The sequence below is a fragment of the Amycolatopsis sp. NPDC004378 genome (assembly GCF_053602455.1).
Genome location: NZ_JBSGDR010000003.1, coordinates 588,542 through 604,857, shown reverse-complemented (window position 1 = coordinate 604,857; position 16,316 = coordinate 588,542). Strand labels below are relative to the sequence as shown.

Sequence of the window (16,316 nt, the reverse complement as noted above, 5' to 3'; positions counted from 1 at the left end):
TGCCGGGTCCCCTGACCGGAACGGAGTTCCGCCGTGCGGACGAGAACAGCGAAATCCCTCCACCTGGTGAGCGTCCTGGCCGTCGCCGCGGCCGCCGTGAGTGCCGCCCCGGCCGCCGCCGGGCCCGCGCGCGCGGCCGTCACGGCCGGGAACGCGCGTTTCCAAGTCCTGTCCCCGACGTTGATCCGCACCGAGTACGCCGGTGACGGCCACTTCACCGACGCCGCCACCTTCAACGCCATCGGCCGCGGCTCGTTCACGCCTCCGCCGTTCACGTCGACGACGGCGAACGGCGTGCTGACCATCCGCACCAGCGCGACCACCCTGACCTACAAGCTGGACTCCGGCCCGTTCGACGCCGGGAACCTCCAGATCCGCGCGAACGCCGGCGCGACCCCGGTGACCGCCGCGCCGTGGCACCACCTGACCTGCGCGGTCGGCTCGCTGTGCGAGGCCGAGGACCTGACCGCCGACGGGCTGGGCATCGCCACCGACCACACCGGCTACACCGGCGAGGGCTTCCTCGCGGGCTTCGAGAGCACCGGCACCTCGGCCACCGCCGACGTCAGCGCCGCCACCGCCGGCACCTACGCCGTGACCGTCCGGTTCGCCAACGGCCAGGGCGGCGACGGCCAGCACGTCACCCGCACCCTGAGCGTGTCGGTCGACGGCGGCACCGCGCAGAAGCTGACCCTGCCCGCCACGGCTGACTGGAACAGCTGGGCCGTCGCCTCGGTCCCGGTCACCCTCGGCGCCGGCCGCCACAGCGTCCGTCTCGAGCGGACCGCGAGCGACTCCGGCAACGTCAACATCGACGCGCTCGCGGTGCTCGCCGCCGGCGCGCCGTTCCCGCCCGCGTCGGCCCGCGCGTTCACCGGCTGCGCCCTGGATGTCAGCTGCGAGGCGGAAGCCGGGCTCCGCGCGGGGACTGCGATCGTGGCGACCGGCCACACCGGGTACGCCGGCCGCGGGTTCGTCGCCGAGCTCAACCGCGGCTCGTCGCTGACCCACCGCGTCGTCGAGGTCCCGGCCGCCGGCACCTACCAGCTGGACGTCCGGTACGCGAACGGCACCGGCGGCGACGGCCTGCACCAGACCCGGACCGCGACGGCCGCCGCCAACGGCGTCACCCGCACCCTGAGCCTGCCGGTCACCGCCGACTGGAACACGTGGGGTGCCGCGTCGGTCCCGGTCGACCTCAAGGCGGGCACGAACGACGTCGTCCTCGGCTGCCCCGACGACGCCAGCTGCCACGTCAACCTCGACACCGTCGCGGTCACCAGGACCGGTGCCGCGGCGCCGCAGCCGCACCTGACGCTCGGCGGGTACCGCCGCGGCCTCGACGGGGTCAACGGCGACAACGGGACGCCGTCGCTCACCGAAGGGCTCCTGCACCAGGACGGCTGGTACCTGCTCGACGACAGCCCGTCCGCGCTCTACGACACGCGGACCGAAGCCGTCACGCAGCGGCCGTCGCACGGCGGGAACCCGTACCAGGACGGCTACGTCTTCACCTTCGGCCACGACTACAAGGCCGGCCTGCGCGACCTCGCGACCCTGACCGGGCCGTCGGAGCTGCTGCCGCGCTGGGCCTACGGCGTCTGGTACTCCGAGTACATCGACCGCACCGCGGCCGACTACCGCGACAAGATCCTGCCGCGCTTCCGCAGCGAAGGCGTGCCGCTGGACGTCCTCGTGACCGACACCGACTTCAAGGCGCCGGACACCTGGAACGGCTGGCAGTTCGACACGGCCAAGTTCCCCGACCCGGCCGCGTTCTTCGCCTGGTCGCACTCCCAGGGGCTGCACAACACCCTGAACATCCACCCGAGCATCATGGGTTCGGACCCGCAGTTCGCCCGCGCGCAGGCGACGGCGAAGGGCAAGCTGGCGAAGTCGAACTGCGGCACCGATTGCTACGTCTTCGACTGGGGCGACCCCGACCAGCTCAAGGCGTACCTCGACCTGCACGGCCAGATGACCGGCCAGGGCAACGACTTCTGGTGGCTCGACTGGTGCTGCGACGGCTCGAAGTCCAGCCTGCAGGGCGTCACGCCGGACTCGTTCATCAACCAGAAGTACGCCGACCTGTCCGCGCCGGCGATCGAGCGGGGCTTCGTGACGTCGCGGGCGTACGGCTCGCTGCAGGCGGGCGGCTACGGCGGCCCGGTGGGCCTGTCGACGGGACCGTGGGCGGACAAGCGCAGCACCGTCCACTTCACCGGCGACACGTCGTCGACGTGGGGCACGCTGCGGATGGAGGTCGGCATCACCCCGGCCGAGTCGGCCGCGACCGGCCTGTCGGCGATCAGCCACGACATCGGCGGCCACAACGACACGACCGGCCTGCGCGGCAGCGAGACCTACACCTCGGGCGGGCAGCAGCACCAGACGGCCAAGCTGCCCGACGACATGTACGCGCGCTGGGTGCAGCTCGGCACGTTCCAGCCGATCGACCGGCTGCACAGCAACCACAGCGACCGGCTGCCCTGGCAGTACGGTGACGCGGCGAAGGCGTCGGCGACGAAGTTCCTCAACCTGCGCGAGAACCTCGTCCCCTACACCTACACGCTGGCCCAGCAGGCGGCGACGACCGGTGTCCCGGTGGTCCGGCCGACCTACGTCGAGTACCCGGACGACCCGGCGGCCTACGCGGCGGCGTCGAGCGAGTACTTCTACGGGCCGGACATGCTGGTGGCGCCGGTGACGTCCCCCGGGACGTCGGCGACGACGCCGGTCTGGTTCCCGCCGGGCCAGTGGACGGACTACTTCTCCGGCAAGACCTACACCGGCGGGTCCACCCAGCAGGTGACGTCGGACCTCGGCACCATGCCGGTGTTCGTGCGCGCGGGCGGCATCACCGTGACCCGGACGGCGGACGTCGCGAACGACGTCCAGAACCCGCTCGACCGGGCGACGGTGACGGTCGCGCCGGGCGCGCCGGGCTCGTTCTCGCTGTACGAGGACGACGGCTCGTCGTCGAAGCACAGCTCGACGACCCGGATCACCTACACCGAGCGGCGCGGAGCGCACACGGTGACGGTGTCTCCGTGCGAGGGCCGGTCCCAGGTCGCGTCGCGGGAGTGGACGGTGAAGTTCCTCGGCGTGACGTCGGCGCCCGCCCAGGTCCGGGTCGGGGACGGCTGGGCACCGTCGTCGGCGTGGCGGTGGGACGCGGCGACGAACACGCTGACGGTGACGGCGCACGCCGGGCGGGGCCCGGTGACCGTCACCTACTGAGCTACCGGCGGGCGGAGCCGGTAACGGCCGTCGAGGCCACCACGTGGGGTGGTGGCCTCGACGGCGCCGGCCCGGCCACCCTGTGGGGTCGGTGGCCTCCACGGCCCCGGGCGGGGCCGTCGTCTTCGTGCTCAACCCGCTTTCGCGAGCACCTGCTCCTGCCGGGTACCTTCGGCGCCGACGTCACCGGCGAGCCGCTTCGTCTCGGCGTCCGCGCCCGAGGTCTGCTCGCCCTTCGCGAGCACGACCAGCTGCGCCGCGTGCGCCCGCAACAGCGCGATCAGCCGCTGGTCGAACTCCGGGCCGGTCCCGGTCCGCAGCGCCACGAGATCGGCCGAAGTGACCATCCCGGGCATGTGGTGTCCACTGTGGACGTCGGCGGCCGGGAGCCCGGCCCGGTCGCGCGCCGCCTTCAACCGGGCCAGCAGCCGTTCGGACGGCGCCGCGACCGAGCCGGCGGCCGTGCGGATCGCGGCATTGGCCGTGTGCTCCGGCGCCAGGCGGGCCGCCGAGACCGCGTTCTCCGTCATCGGCACGACCAGCTGCAGCCACGCCACGTCCGTCGGGTTGAACGGCGACGCCGGAGGGGGGACGGCGGTGGCGCACCCGCCCGTGGTCAGCGCCACCACCGCCCCCAGGAGCAGCCGCCTCACGGACGGCCGGGCAGCCGGTAGTTCGGCCCGAGCACGGTGCCGCGGTCCGGCTTGTAGAGGTCGAACCCGCGCGGGTCGCACTGCAGGCCGCCGTTGATGCAGTGCGTCACCAGCGCCGCCAGCGTCTCGGGGTCCCACGCGTTGAAGAAGTCGTAGTGCCACGAGTACCCGCGTCCGCTGGCCAGGTGGACACCGGACATGTCGCCGCTGACCGGGAACGCCATCTTGAACTCGAGCATCGGCACCGCCACCGGGTGGTCGGCCGGGCACGTCAGCGTGGCCCGGTCGGGGTACGCCATGTGGCTCTTGTGATCGGCCGAGTCGAGGTGAACGCCGTCCCAGCAGCTCGGGGCCTGGTAACGGATGTTGAGCTGGCTGCCGTCGACGCAGTGCACGGGGATGTCCCAGTTGTGGAAGCTGTCCCCGCACTCCCAGCCCTCGATGGCGCCGGGCGCGTGCTGGAACTCGTCCCGGGTCGCCGTGACGCTGCCGGCGACGTAGCGCAGGCCGGGCGGGAACGGCACGACCTTCGTGTAGTCGAGGATGCCGGACTTGTAGTAGACGACCTGGGCGAAGTTCGGCAGCACGACCTGGTTCCCGTTGTAGACCGTCGGGAACCAGTACGCGGACAGGTCGTCCGGCGCCAGGCAGGTCGTGGCGCCGACGCCCGCGCCCTGCAGCGACTGCAGGGTGGTCGCCGCGTTGGTGGTCTTGTTGCCGAGGAACGTGTGGTCGTGCGACGCGCCGGGCAGCCCGGGGAAGACGATCGGGTCGTCCGGCTGGTGGTGGCTGGGGGAGCAGTTGACCTGGAATTCGTGGTGGGTCACCAGGTTGTCCGCGCCGGCGGGCGACGAGGTGGCCGCGGTCAGGAAGGCGCCTGCCAGCACGGTGGCGGCGGTGCAGGCGAGGAGCGCGAGTTTCGGTGCCAAGGGTCCTCCACGGTGAGGGGCCAAGGGTGGGAGAGCGCTCTCCCACAGCATGCGCACCGAGCCGCCGCCGTGTCAAGGAGCGCCCGGATCGACCGCCGGACAGGCATTGTCGAGTTACGGCCCGAATCTTGACAACGCGGGGCGCCGTGCCGAACCATCGGTCACGCCGGAGAGCGCTCTCCAATCTCCGTCCCCTTTCGTACGGGAGTCAACGTGGACCGACCGTCGCTCCTCCGTGCCGTCCCGGCGCTGGTGGCCCTGCTCGTGCTGGGCCTGTTCGCCGGCCCGTCCCCGGCGCACGCCGCGACCGTGCTTTCCCAAGGCAGACCGGCGACCGCGTCGAGCACCGAAGGCGCGGGCACCCCGGCGTCCGCGGCCGTCGACGGCGACCCCGGCACCCGCTGGGCGAGCGCCTGGAGCGACCCGCAGTGGCTGCAGGTCGACCTCGGCGCGTCCGCCGACATCAGCCAGGTCACCCTGAACTGGGAAGCCGCATACGCGACCGCCTACGAAATCCAGGTCTCGGACAACGCGACGTCGTGGCAGACGGTGTACAGCACGACGACGGCGACCGGCGGCACGCAGACCCTCGCCGTCACCGGCCACGGCCGGTACGTGCGCCTCTACGGCACCCACCGCGTCGGCGGCTACGGCTACTCGCTCTGGGAGTTCCAGGTCAGCGGCACCCCTGGCACGTCGACGCCGGGCGGACCCGGCGTCACGAAGGTGACCGGCAGCCAGGGCAACTGGCAGCTGTCGGTCGACGGCGCCCCGTGGACCGTCAAGGGCCTCACCTGGGGCCCGCCGGTCAGCGAAGCCGGGACGCGGATGCCGGAGCTGCACTCGATCGGCGTCAACACCGTCCGCACCTGGGGCACCGACGGCACCAGCCAGCCGCTGTTCGACGCCGCCGCGGCCAACGGGATCAAGGTCGTCGCGGGCTTCTGGCTGCAGCCCGGCGGCGGGCCGGGCAGCGGTGGCTGCGTGGACTACACCACCGACACGAACTACAAGACCACGATGCTCGGCGAGATCCAGAAGTGGGTGACTGCCTACAAGGCGAACCCCGGCGTGCTCATGTGGAACGTCGGCAACGAGTCGATCCTCGGCATGCAGAACTGCTACTCCGGCACGCAGCTCGAGCAGGAGCGGATCGCCTACACCCGGTTCGTCGAGCAAGCCGCCCAGGCGATCCACGCCATCGACGCGAACCACCCGGTCACCTCGACCGACGCGTGGACCGGCGCGTGGCCGTACTACAAGGCCTACGCGCCGAGCCTCGACCTGTACTCCGTCAACTCCTACGCCCAGGTCTGCCAGGTGAAGCAGGACTGGCTGAACGGCGGTTACACGAAGCCGTACATCATCACCGAAACCGGCCCGGCCGGCGAGTGGGAGGTCCCGAACGACGTCAACGGCGTCCCGGCGGAGCCGACCGACCAGCAGAAGCGCGACGGGTACGGCACCGCGTGGAACTGCGTGCTGGCCCACCCGGGCGTGGCCCTCGGCGCGACGCTGTTCCACTACGGCACTGAAGGCGACTTCGGCGGCGTCTGGTTCAACATCACCACGGGCAACGAGAAACGGCTGTCCTGGTACGCCGTCCGCAAGCTCTACAGTGGACAGACGGGCGGCAACATGCCACCGGTGATCTCGTCGATGAACCTCAGCCGCGTCACCGACGTCCCGGCCGGCTCGACGTTCACGCTGACGGCCGGGGTGTCCGATCCGGACGGTGACCCGATCACGTACACCATGGGCTACAACAGCAAGTACATCAACAACGCCGCCGGGCTGGTCCCGGCCCAGTTCACCGGCACCGGCCCGTTCACCGTGACCGCGCCGCAGCAGCTGGGCGTCTGGAAGCTCTACCTCTACTCCCGGGACGGCCACGGCAACGTCGGCATCGAGACGCGTTCGCTGCGCGTGGTCGCCCCGCCGGTGCGGGGCACGAACCTGGCCCGCGGCGCGGCGACGACGGCGTCGACCTACCAGGCCGACGGCCCGGGCGCGCCGTACCCGCCGCAGGCCGCGACGGACGGCGACACCGCGACGCGCTGGGCGAGTGCCTGGGCCGACCCGCAGTGGCTGCAGGTCGACCTGGGCAGCCGGCAGTCGTTCGACCACGTCCAGCTGGTCTGGGAGGCCGCGTTCGGGAAGGCCTACGAGATCCAGGTGAGCGACGACGCGGCGAACTGGCGCTCGGTGTACTCGACGACCTCCGGCGACGGCGGCGCCGACGACCTGGCGATCTCGGCCACGGCACGGTACGTGCGGATGTACGCGACGCAGCGCGGCACCGGGTACGGGTACTCGCTGTACGAGTTCGGCGTCTACCGCAGCTGATCAGCCCGGCGACGCGCTGGAAACCAGGATCCTGGCTGGCCATGCGTCGTCGCGGAAAGTGTCGGACCCCCGGCGTAGCGTCCGGGCCGTGCGTGAATCGGTGGAAGTCGCGTCCGGCCCGGGGTACGCGCTGAGCGTGGTCAGCTGCCGGGACGACCACACCGGCTGGTCGTCGCCGGAGGTGGCGACCGCGCACCGGATGGTGCTGGTGCGCCGGGGCCGGTTCCGCCGCCGCGCCCGCGGAACGGTGGCGGACGCGGACCCGGCGATGGCCTACCTGACCGAACCGGGCGAGGAGGAAAGCTTCGCCCACCCGGCAGGCGGAGACGTCTGCACGGCGGTGACGTTCGGCGCGGACCGCTGGCACCACCTGGCGGGCGACCGAGCCACGCGCACGACGGTGTACGCGGACGCCGCCCTCGACCTCGCCCACCGCCGCGCGGTCGCCTCGGCGGCCGACCCGGACTACGCCCTGGCGGAGCAGCTTCTGGTCTTGGTGGGCCGGGCGATCACGCAGGCGTCACCGCGGCCCGGCGGCGCACTGGTGGCCCGGGCCCGCGAAGCGCTCGCGGCGGCCGTCCCGGAGGCGGCCGGCCTGTTCCCGCTCGCGGAGCTGCTGGGGGTCTCGCCGTACCGGCTGAGCCGCGCTTTCCCGCAGGAACTCGGTGTCTCGCTGACGCGCTACCGCAACCGAGTCCGCGTCGGCCGCGCCCTGGACCGCCTCGAAGCGGGGGAGCGGAGTCTGGCGGCCTTGGCGGCCGAGCTGGGTTTCGCCGACCAGGCCCACCTGACCCGCACAGTCCGCGACCACACCGGCGAGACCCCCGCGGCCTTGCGCCGCCTCCTGTCCGAACAGCCAAGCGAAACCACCCACCACCCGTGATGGCCGCCCAATCACGCGTGATGCCCCTCCAATCACGCGAGATGCCTCTCGGATCACGCGAGATGCCCCTGTAATCACGTGAGATGCCCGCCCGATCACACAATCCGGCCGTCCAACCGCGCGAACGGCACTGCCGAAAGCCTCGCCACGGCGGCGATGGCGTCCTGCGCCGGGTGCAGCGCGGGCCTGCGCGTCGAACCCGCTAGGCACAGCGAAGGGGTCCGCTAGGCAGGACGGCGGCGGAGTCCCGTAAGCAGGGGGCGGCGCGGCGGGAACGGGGCTGGGCGCGTGGCCACCCCCAGCGGCCACGTGACTTCACCCCGCGGCCGCTGCGCCACCCCGGGTTCCGGTGTCCCGTTTTCGAAACACCAGACGGGGGTATCGTAGTCTTTCCGGGACAGACTGTGTCAAGTTTACGGAACAGCTACGCTGGCGAGTGTCACGTTTCCTGACCGAGAGTGGTGTGTGGTGAGCGAGGAGCGCAGTTTCGCCGAACGGCTGACGCGGTTGATCGCGACCGTGCACCCGCCGGACCGCAAGCCGTACTCCTACCGGGAGATCGCGACCGGCGTGGCCGAACAGACCGGCGTGACGATGTCGGCGACGCACGTCCAGCAGCTCGCCGTCGGCGCCCGCAAGGATCCCAAGCGCTCGCACATCCAGGCCCTGGCGCAGTTCTTCGGCGTGCCGGTGACGTACTTCTTCGACGACCAGGTCGCCGGGCAGGTCGACCAGCAGGTCGAGGACGTCGTGGCCTGGCGTGACAGCGAGGCGCGCACCCTCGCCCAGCGGGCCATGCGGCTCTCGCCGCGGGACCGCGAGACCGTGACGGCGTTGCTCGACCAGCTGGCCGGCTACGACGAGAACCGTCGCCGAGACGGCCGGCGGCGGAAGCCGGAGTGACGGCCGGCGGTCGGCTACGATGACCTCGTCCGTGATCGCGCCCCGGTGCACCCGGCTGGCGCCCGGTGAGCGGGGAGGACCCATCGACGAGCGCGGCTTGGCGGACCTCCGGGCCGGCGCCCGGGCGCGGGTCCGGACGGTGCTCGCCGCCGTCCCGGTGCCGCGGCCGTGGTCGATGAACGCCTGGGTCGACGGCCTCGAGGCGTGGCGCGGGCGGGAAATCGACCTCGTCCCGGTCGAGTACCGGCCCGGGCGGCCGTCCGGTGCGTGGCAGGCCCGCCCGGACTACGACCTGATCGCCTACGTCGAGCACACGTCGGCGCTGCACCAGGACCACATCATCGCCCACGAGCTGGCCCACATGCTGTGCGCGCACACCGGGGCCTGCCAGCTGTCGGAGTCCGAAGCCGCGCAGCTCGCCCCGGACCTCGCGCCGCAGGCGTTGTCGCACCTGCTCACCCGCGTGACGACGGGCACCGACGAGTATGAGGCCGAGCTGATCGCCGTGCTGCTGATGAGCGCCGCGACGAGCGAACCGCCCGCCGTTCAGCCGGGTGCGTCCGGCCGGGCGGCGGAGCAGGCTAGGCGGCTGGCGGCTCTCCTGGGATAGTCGCGTCTCGTGATCGACATTCTGTTCGTCGGAGTCGGGCTGTTCGCCCTGTTCGCCGGGATCTGGCGCGCGGTCCGCGCCCGCCGCACCGGCGCCGGTGCGGGGCTGGCCGTCTCGCTCATCGCGCTTGGCGCGGCGTTCTGCTTCCTCTCCAACCGCGCGCAGCTCTTCGAGAGCGAGATCTACCCGAGCCTCGGCCGGCTGCTGTCGAACCTCGCGACGATGGTCGCGGCGTACGGGATCGGCCTGACCGTCGCCGAGATCAGCGGGACCCGCGACCGCGGCCGGCGCACCCGGCTCGTCGCGCTCGGCGTCGCGCTGGCTCTGCTCGTCGTCACGTTCTTCAGCACGCCGGGGCTGCCCCGCGGCATCGGCGTGTTCGACGAGCTGTACCGCACACACCCGACGCTGGTGGTTTACGTCTTCGCCTACACCGTCTACCTCGGGTTCGCGGTCCTCGACATCGGCGTGGTGGCGGCGGTGACGATCCGCGCGAGCGGTGGCGCGCTGCGCGCCGGGCTGGCCTTGCTGCTGCTGGCGTCGGCGTTCGCGGTCGCCTACCTCGCGGGGAAGGTCGTCGCGACGATCGGGGCGCTCCAGGCCGAGCACCCGGTGAAGGCGTTGTGCAGCGGCCCGTTCTCGACGCTGCCGTGTGCGCTGGACGTCGGCTTCCCGGCCGTCTCGGTGCTGTTGATCGTGCTGGGGCTGACGATCCCGTCGATCCCGGGCATCGCCGCCGGGCGCCGCGACGCGAAGACGCTCCGCCTGCTGCGGCCACTGCGCGCGCACCTGACGCGGCGGTTCCCGGAGATCGTCCGCATCGACCCGGGCGGGCCGTCGCGCCGCGAGCGGCTGCTGACGGCGATGAGCGAGACCAACGACGGCCTCATCCTGGCCGGGGTGACGCCGGACCTGGCGGCGCCCGCGGCGGCGCGGCTGGTGCGGGCGCTGCCGGACGAGCCGGGGGAGGAGGAACCGCCCGCCGCCGGGGCGGAGCCGTTCGCCGCGGACGTCGCGCGGTTGCGGGCGATCGCGCGGGCGTACCGGAAGCTGGAGGGCGCCACGGCGGACGAGGTGGTCAGGCCGGCGCGCTGAACGGCGCTTCGAGTCGCGGTTCCCAGCCCCGCTCGGTCAGCGCCACGAGCTGCAGCGCGTCGGCTCGGACGTTCAGTGGCAGCAATGGCCGCACTTCGCCGGCGACCCGCGCGAGAGTCTCGTCTTCACCGCCCATCGCGACGGTCACGTGCGCCGGCGGGCGTGGTCCGAACCGGCCGCCGTAGGGCGGGATGTCCGGCCACCGCGCGCACGCGGCGTCGGTGACCGGCTGGAGCGACGGCGTGGGGATCGCCGCGAAACCGGGAGCCGTCACGAACTCGGCGAGCCGCACCTCGGCCGGCGCGACGTCCACGGCGAGCGAGCGGACCGCGGCCAGCACCTCGTCGGTGAGCGAGGCGTCCGGCAGGAACGGGTAGAGCGCGGTGACGTGCGCGGGGAGGCCGGGGCGGACCAGGGCGGGGTCGACCCGCCGGGCCGCGGCCAGCACGGGTTCGGCATCGGGCAGCAGGATCACCAGCGCGGTGGTTCCGGGTTCGGGCACCCCCGCATCATGGCAGCCGGCCCGGGGCGGTCAGGCGACGGCGCTTTCCGGGAACCGGCCGCTGCGGGCCAGGGCGAGGCTGCGCCGGCACAGTTCGACGAGCTCCAGGTTCGCGCGGCTGCGCGGGCTCCGGCCGCAGAGCCCGCAACGGATCGTCACGTCGCCGCTCAGCTCGTCGACCGCCACCAGGGCCTGGTGGTCGCAGCGGCGGCACCAGCGGTAGCCGATCGCCGGGTTGGTGTGGATCGGGGAGGACACGCAGTCGTGCAGCCAGCGGCGGTGCGTCCGGCACGTCACGCGGTCGGTCGGGTCGACGCGGCCGGCGTCTTCGGCGTGGTCTTCGCGGGCCAGGGTCGAGGCCAGCAGCGGCTGCCGCGGCGCGGCGGGCCGGTCCTCGGGGTTCGGGCTGGCCCACGCGTGGTGGTCGCCGCACCGGCACTTCTCGGTCATGTCGTCCCCAGTCGTCGGGTTGATCGCTGAGGAGAAGTGTGAGCCCGGTAACACGGGCTCGACAACCGGGAAAACGCTCAATTTCGGTCAGCGGCAGGGGGGTCGCGGCGGGCGGACGAGCGGACTTCGGCGCGCGGGTATGCGAACATATGTTCTATGACCGACGAGGGGCCCATCCTGCACGCCGACCTCGACTCCTTCTACGCGTCGGTCGAGCAGCGCGACGACCCGGCGTTGAAGGGACGCCCCGTGATCGTCGGCGGCGGGGTGGTCCTGGCCGCGAGTTACGAGGCCAAGGCCCATGGCGTGCGCACGGCGATGGGGGGTGCGCAGGCCCGCCGGCTGTGCCCGGACGCGGTCGTCGTGCCGCCGCGGATGTCGGCCTACCTGGCCGCGAGCAAGACCGTGTTCGAGGTCTTCCACGACACCACCCCCTGGGTGGAGGGCCTCTCGATCGACGAAGCCTTCCTCGACGTCGGAGGGTTGACCAGGATCGGCGGACGGCCGAGCCGCATCGCCGAACGGCTGCGCGCCGCCGTCGCCGAGCGCGCCGGGCTGCCGATCACCGTGGGGGTGGCGCGGACGAAGTTCCTCGCCAAGGTCGCCAGCCGGGTGGCCAAGCCGGACGGCCTGCTGGTCGTGCCGCACGACGCCGAGCTGGAGTTCCTGCACCCGCTGCCGGTCGGCGCGCTCTGGGGCGTCGGCAAGGTCACCGCCGAAAAGCTGCACGCGCGGGGGATCACGACCGTGGGCCAGCTGGCCGCCTCCGAGCCGGTCGACCTCGTGAGCATGCTGGGCCGGGCGGCCGGCGGGCACCTGCACGACCTGGCGCACAACCGGGACCCGCGCCGCGTCGAAGTCGGCAGGCGGCGCCGGTCGATCGGCGCCCAGCGGGCCCTCGGGCGCGGCAGGCGGACCCCGGCCGAGCTCGACGTCGTGCTGGTCGCGCTCATCGACCGGATCGCCCGCCGGCTGCGCGCGGCCCGCCGCGTCTGCCGGACCGTAACGATCCGCCTGCGCTTCGCCGACTTCGCCCGCGTCACGCGCTCGTACACGCTGAACGAGCCGACCGCGGGCACCGGCGTGCTGCTCGGTGCCGCGCGGCACCTGCTCGTGGCCGCGTTGCCGATGATCGCCGACCGCGGGATCACCCTGCTGGGCGCGGCACTGTCCAACCTGGCCGACGAGGATCCCTTCCAGCTGTCGTTGCCGTTCGAACGGCAACGGGCGACCCAGCTCGACTCGGCGCTGGACGCCGTGCGGGACCGGTTCGGGAAGGCGGCGGTCACCCGGGCGGTCCTGCTGGGCCGTCCGGACGACCTCGAAGTGCCACTGTTGCCCGATTGACGTCCGAATGGCGTTCAGTTTCCGGAGGCGGTCATTCCGGGTGGCTCCGGAATACGGGCGTGCGCCAGCGCGGAAAGGGCGGCGGGCGCCAGCGCGTCGGTCCGGTGCCACGTCCGGGCGTCGACGCTCTCGCGCTGCCCGGCCTGTTCGACGACTTCGAAACCGGCCTCCGTCAGCAGTCCGGCCACGGCCGCGGGGGAGAGGAACGTGCGCCACGGCTCGCCCTGTTCGGTGGCGACCGGGGCGACGGCTTCGGCGTAGCCGTTTCCGGCCTCGTCCCGCAGTTCCGCGGGAAGCAGGTGATCGGTCACGATTTCCGATCCGGGGGCGAAACCGCCGAGATCCGTCAATGTGGCGAGAATCGCCTTCCGCGTCAGGTACACGGTGACACCGAGCCAGCTGACGAACACGGGGCGAAACGGGTCGAGTCCACTCTGGACGAGCCGTTCCCGGAGCGGATCGGCTTCGAAGTCGACCGGGACGAAGGTGACCGAAGGCGGTACCGTGAGGCCGGCGCGGTCGAGCAGTTCCCGTTTGGCCGCCTGGGTGCCTGGGTGGTCGACCTCGAAGACGCGGAATCGGCCCGGCGGGGTCCGATAGGCGAACGAATCGAGTCCGGCGCCCAGAATGACATACTGGTCTATACCGGAATTTGCGCGGGTGAGCCGCTCTTCGGTGAACCGGCTGCGGCACACGGCCTGCGCGCGGGCGCCGGCCAGGACGGGATGGGTGCCGTGGTTGTGGTGATAGGCGAGGAGTTCCTCGGCGCGCTCGCCCAGGAGGGGTGCCGCGAGGGGGTCGGAGAAGATGATCGGTTCGGCGTCGACGAGCAAATGTGCGGCCCGCGCGGCGGCCGCGGTGAAGGCCGTGCGGCTGACGCGGGGAGCGATAGCGGGAAAATCGGCAGCGGTCATCGTGCCACGGTACCGATTCGATTTCGAGCATATCACAAATACAAATATCCGACAAGACAGCGCGCATTCCGGCTTGGTTGCGGTCACCCTGGACACTGGCGGCGCAGCCGCCCGGGCGGCCATTGTGGACGCTTCACGGGTGTCGCGCGTGCCGGACGGGATTCGACAGGTTAGGGTCAGTCCGACCGTGTTCTGGAGAAGATGAGGAACGACGAACCATGGCGCAACGGGTGCACGTCGAGATGGTGGACGACCTCGACGGTAGTGAGGCTTCGCAGACCGTCCCCTTCAGCCTCGACGGGGTGACGTACGAAATCGACCTGTCGGAGGACAACGCCTCCGCGCTCCGGGACGAGCTCGCGCGCTACGTCGCCGCCGCGCGGCGGACGGGCGGTCGCAAGGTGCGCCTCGCGACCGGGCAGTCGCTGTCGGGCTCGTCGGGCTCGGGCACCGACCGCGAGCGCAACCGCCAGATCCGCGAGTGGGCGCAGGCCAACGGCTACGACGTCGCCGAGCGCGGCCGCCTGTCGAGCGAGATCATCGCGGGCTTCGAAGCGGACCAGGCGTCGGCGGCCGAACCGGCCGAGGCGAAGCCGGCGCGCAAGCGGGCTTCGCGCAAGAAGTCCTGACACCGGAACTCGTCAACCCCGCGCGGCCGCCCCGGGCGTGACCGCGGCGGGATCCGGTTCGCGCGACCGGGCTGGGGATCCCGGCGTGCGCAACCGTCTTCCGCGGCCCGGCGGCACCCTCGTGCCGCCCGGCCGCGACGCCCGCGTCCCGTGTGGATCTTCCGCGGGCCACTGTGGCCGGGATCCGTTCCCGTGCGCAGTTTCCGCCACGAATCGCGCCGTCGGCGGGAAAAGCCACGGCAACCGGACATTTCCCGGCCGGTAAAGCTTGTCGGAGGGTGGCTCCGATGGCCAGACTGTCAAGTGCTCCGCGCGGCCGGTACCGCGCCGGAGCACGGCCCGGTGGCCGCCTCCTCCCTCGATGGTCACCGGGCCGCCTCCCCTCGCGCCGCGAAGCGCTTTCTCCGTCGTCTTCCCGATGACCCTGTAGACAACCGGCCTCGACAGGCGCACACTCGGACTACTCCATACTGCATACAATCTTCAGTTGTGAGTCCGAGGAGGCGGTCACGATGGCGGAAGTCCGGGACGTCTACGGACGGCGCTACCGCGTCGGCGAGTCCGACCGTGAGCTGCTCGGCCGGCCGCGGACGTGGATCACCTGGCTCGCGGCCGCGGCGATGCTGGCGGCCGGGGTGCAGCAGTACGGCTTCGGCGCGCTCGTCCCGGCCCTCGGCCGGGCGCACGGCTGGACGTTCGGCGGGATCGTCCTGTCGCTCGCGGTCTGGGCGATCTGCCAGGCCGGGACGGCCTTTCCGGCCGCGTGGCTGCGGGAGCGCGGTCTGCTGCCGGCCCCGGCCGCGATGGCCGCCGGCGCGGTGCTGTGCGCCGCCGGGCTGGTGACGCTCGGCCACGCGAACAGCCTGCTCACCGTGTTCGTCGGCTATTCCGTACTCGGCGGGCTTGGCACCGGGCTGGTCTACGCCACCTGCCTCGGCGCCGTGCTCGCGTGGTTCCCGGACCGGACGGCGCCGAGCGCGGGCATCGTGAGCGGCGCCTTCGCCTACGGCAGCGTGCCGTTCGTCGTGCTCGCCGCCGCCTGGCCGGTCGCGCGTCCGGTGCTCCTGGACGTCACCGCGGCCGTCGTCTTCGCCGTGCTCGCCGGGTGTTCCGCGCTGCTGCGGTACCCGCCGCGGCACTGGTGGCCCGCGACGCCCGAGCCGCGCGCCTGGGCGCTGGACAAGACGCACAACCGGCGTCCGGCCGTGCGGCACTACCGGCCGGCGGAGTTGGTCCGCTGCCGGACGACCCTGGCGCTATACCTCGTCGTCGTGCTCGCGGCCGCCGTGCTGCTGTTCGACCTCGCCTACCTGGCGACGTTCGTCGCCGAGCGGAGCGGGCCGGCGCTCGCCGCGGTCGCGCTGGCCCTGCTCGCGGCGGCGACCGGCAGCGGCCGGGTGCTCATCGGACGCCTCGCCGACCGGCTCGGCCGGCACCGGATCCTGCGGTTCGCGCTGCTCGCGGGCTGCGTCGCGCAGTTCGTCCTCTTCTCCTCGGGCGAACACCGGCACGCGGTCGGCCTGCTGCTGGGCGTCGCGCTGGCCGGGCTCGGCAACGGCTGCTGCTACACGCTGCTCGTCGGCCTGGTGCGCGAGTATTTCGGTGAAGAGTCGGCGGCGCAGAACTTCGGGATCCTCTATTCCGCGAAGGCCGTCGGCGCGGCCGTCGGGATCGGCCTGGCGGCGCTGGTCGTCGCTTCGCACGGATTCGTCGGCGCGTTCGCCGCCGCCGGCGTGCTGAGCCTGGCCGGTGCGGCGCTGTCCGGGCGGCTGACCCAGCCGGGCCGGCCCAAGTCGCTGCTTCCGGCGGCCTGAC

14 protein-coding genes are annotated in these 16,316 nt (G+C 72.5%); 9 read left to right on the top strand and 5 right to left on the bottom strand.

What is annotated here, in order from left to right; all coding sequences use genetic code 11:
* The first annotated feature begins 33 nt into the window (after positions 1–33).
* The gene (locus ACWEN0_RS14420) at positions 34–3,240 is read left to right on the top strand and encodes a TIM-barrel domain-containing protein (RefSeq protein ID WP_451973078.1); all 3,207 of its coding nucleotides are present in this window, start codon (positions 34–36) and stop codon (positions 3,238–3,240) included.
* A 131-nt stretch (positions 3,241–3,371) separates the two neighbouring features.
* Here ACWEN0_RS14420 and ACWEN0_RS14415 read toward each other — a convergent pair whose 3' ends face one another.
* Complete coding sequence (locus tag ACWEN0_RS14415) at positions 3,372–3,893, bottom strand: DUF305 domain-containing protein (RefSeq protein ID WP_451973076.1); 522 nt, start codon at positions 3,891–3,893, stop codon at positions 3,372–3,374.
* Entirely contained in the window at positions 3,890–4,822 is a 933-nt protein-coding gene (locus tag ACWEN0_RS14410) for a DUF1996 domain-containing protein (RefSeq protein ID WP_451973074.1), read from the bottom strand. Before ACWEN0_RS14410 ends, ACWEN0_RS14415 begins: the two co-directional genes overlap by 4 nt.
* Positions 4,823–5,035: 213 nt before the next feature.
* Here ACWEN0_RS14410 and ACWEN0_RS14405 point away from each other — a divergent pair, with 213 nt between their 5' ends.
* The 5 genes from ACWEN0_RS14405 (at position 5,036) to ACWEN0_RS14385 (ending at position 10,659) form a co-directional block, all read left to right on the top strand.
* The gene (locus ACWEN0_RS14405) at positions 5,036–7,168 is read left to right on the top strand and encodes a discoidin domain-containing protein (protein WP_451973072.1); all 2,133 of its coding nucleotides are present in this window, start codon (positions 5,036–5,038) and stop codon (positions 7,166–7,168) included.
* Positions 7,169–7,226: 58 nt separating this feature from the next.
* Positions 7,227–8,051: a helix-turn-helix domain-containing protein gene (locus ACWEN0_RS14400; protein WP_451973070.1), complete on the top strand. Its 825-nt coding sequence runs from the start codon at positions 7,227–7,229 to the stop codon at positions 8,049–8,051.
* A 468-nt stretch (positions 8,052–8,519) separates the two neighbouring features.
* The gene (locus ACWEN0_RS14395) at positions 8,520–8,954 is read left to right on the top strand and encodes an XRE family transcriptional regulator (protein WP_451973068.1); all 435 of its coding nucleotides are present in this window, start codon (positions 8,520–8,522) and stop codon (positions 8,952–8,954) included.
* Positions 8,955–8,973: 19 nt separating this feature from the next.
* Positions 8,974–9,564 (top strand): hypothetical protein, encoded by a 591-nt coding sequence (locus tag ACWEN0_RS14390; RefSeq protein WP_451973066.1) that lies wholly within the window; start codon positions 8,974–8,976, stop codon positions 9,562–9,564.
* 9 nt (positions 9,565–9,573) lie between these two features.
* The gene (locus ACWEN0_RS14385; protein ID WP_451973064.1) at positions 9,574–10,659 is read left to right on the top strand and encodes a hypothetical protein; all 1,086 of its coding nucleotides are present in this window, start codon (positions 9,574–9,576) and stop codon (positions 10,657–10,659) included.
* On the opposite strand, the gene ACWEN0_RS14380 is transcribed toward ACWEN0_RS14385, so the two are convergent.
* Together ACWEN0_RS14380 and ACWEN0_RS14375 are read right to left on the bottom strand one after the other, a co-directional pair.
* Positions 10,643–11,161 carry a 2'-5' RNA ligase family protein gene (locus ACWEN0_RS14380; RefSeq protein ID WP_451973062.1) on the bottom strand — a complete coding sequence of 173 codons (519 nt, stop codon included), beginning with the start codon at positions 11,159–11,161 and terminating at the stop codon, positions 10,643–10,645. The genes ACWEN0_RS14385 and ACWEN0_RS14380 overlap by 17 nt on opposite strands.
* Before the next feature lie 30 nt (positions 11,162–11,191).
* Positions 11,192–11,611, bottom strand: a complete 420-nt coding sequence (locus tag ACWEN0_RS14375; RefSeq protein WP_451973060.1) for a hypothetical protein — start codon at positions 11,609–11,611, stop codon at positions 11,192–11,194.
* A gap of 156 nt (positions 11,612–11,767) precedes the next feature.
* Between ACWEN0_RS14375 and dinB the strand changes: the two genes are divergently transcribed.
* Positions 11,768–12,958, top strand: coding sequence for a DNA polymerase IV (gene dinB, locus ACWEN0_RS14370; protein WP_451973058.1), 1,191 nt, complete (start codon positions 11,768–11,770; stop codon positions 12,956–12,958).
* 14 nt (positions 12,959–12,972) lie between these two features.
* Here dinB and ACWEN0_RS14365 read toward each other — a convergent pair whose 3' ends face one another.
* Positions 12,973–13,872 carry a class I SAM-dependent methyltransferase gene (locus ACWEN0_RS14365; protein ID WP_451973056.1) on the bottom strand — a complete coding sequence of 300 codons (900 nt, stop codon included), beginning with the start codon at positions 13,870–13,872 and terminating at the stop codon, positions 12,973–12,975.
* 218 nt (positions 13,873–14,090) lie between these two features.
* Here ACWEN0_RS14365 and ACWEN0_RS14360 point away from each other — a divergent pair, with 218 nt between their 5' ends.
* Positions 14,091–14,501 carry a histone-like nucleoid-structuring protein Lsr2 gene (locus ACWEN0_RS14360; RefSeq protein WP_451973054.1) on the top strand — a complete coding sequence of 137 codons (411 nt, stop codon included), beginning with the start codon at positions 14,091–14,093 and terminating at the stop codon, positions 14,499–14,501.
* 512 nt (positions 14,502–15,013) lie between these two features.
* The gene (locus ACWEN0_RS14355; protein ID WP_451973052.1) at positions 15,014–16,315 is read left to right on the top strand and encodes an OFA family MFS transporter; all 1,302 of its coding nucleotides are present in this window, start codon (positions 15,014–15,016) and stop codon (positions 16,313–16,315) included.
* Position 16,316 lies beyond the last annotated feature (1 nt).

Bases quoted from the DNA above. Each gene is read 5' to 3' on its own strand.
- ACWEN0_RS14390 (WP_451973066.1), top strand. From the start codon at position 8,974: ATGACCTCGTCCGTGATCGCGCCCCGGTGCACCCGGCTGGCGCCCGGT.
- ACWEN0_RS14375 (WP_451973060.1), bottom strand. From the start codon at position 11,611: ATGACCGAGAAGTGCCGGTGCGGCGACCACCACGCGTGGGCCAGCCCG.
- dinB (WP_451973058.1), top strand. From the start codon at position 11,768: ATGACCGACGAGGGGCCCATCCTGCACGCCGACCTCGACTCCTTCTAC.
- ACWEN0_RS14365 (WP_451973056.1), bottom strand. From the start codon at position 13,872: ATGACCGCTGCCGATTTTCCCGCTATCGCTCCCCGCGTCAGCCGCACG.
- ACWEN0_RS14360 (WP_451973054.1), top strand. From the start codon at position 14,091: ATGGCGCAACGGGTGCACGTCGAGATGGTGGACGACCTCGACGGTAGT.
- ACWEN0_RS14355 (WP_451973052.1), top strand. From the start codon at position 15,014: ATGGCGGAAGTCCGGGACGTCTACGGACGGCGCTACCGCGTCGGCGAG.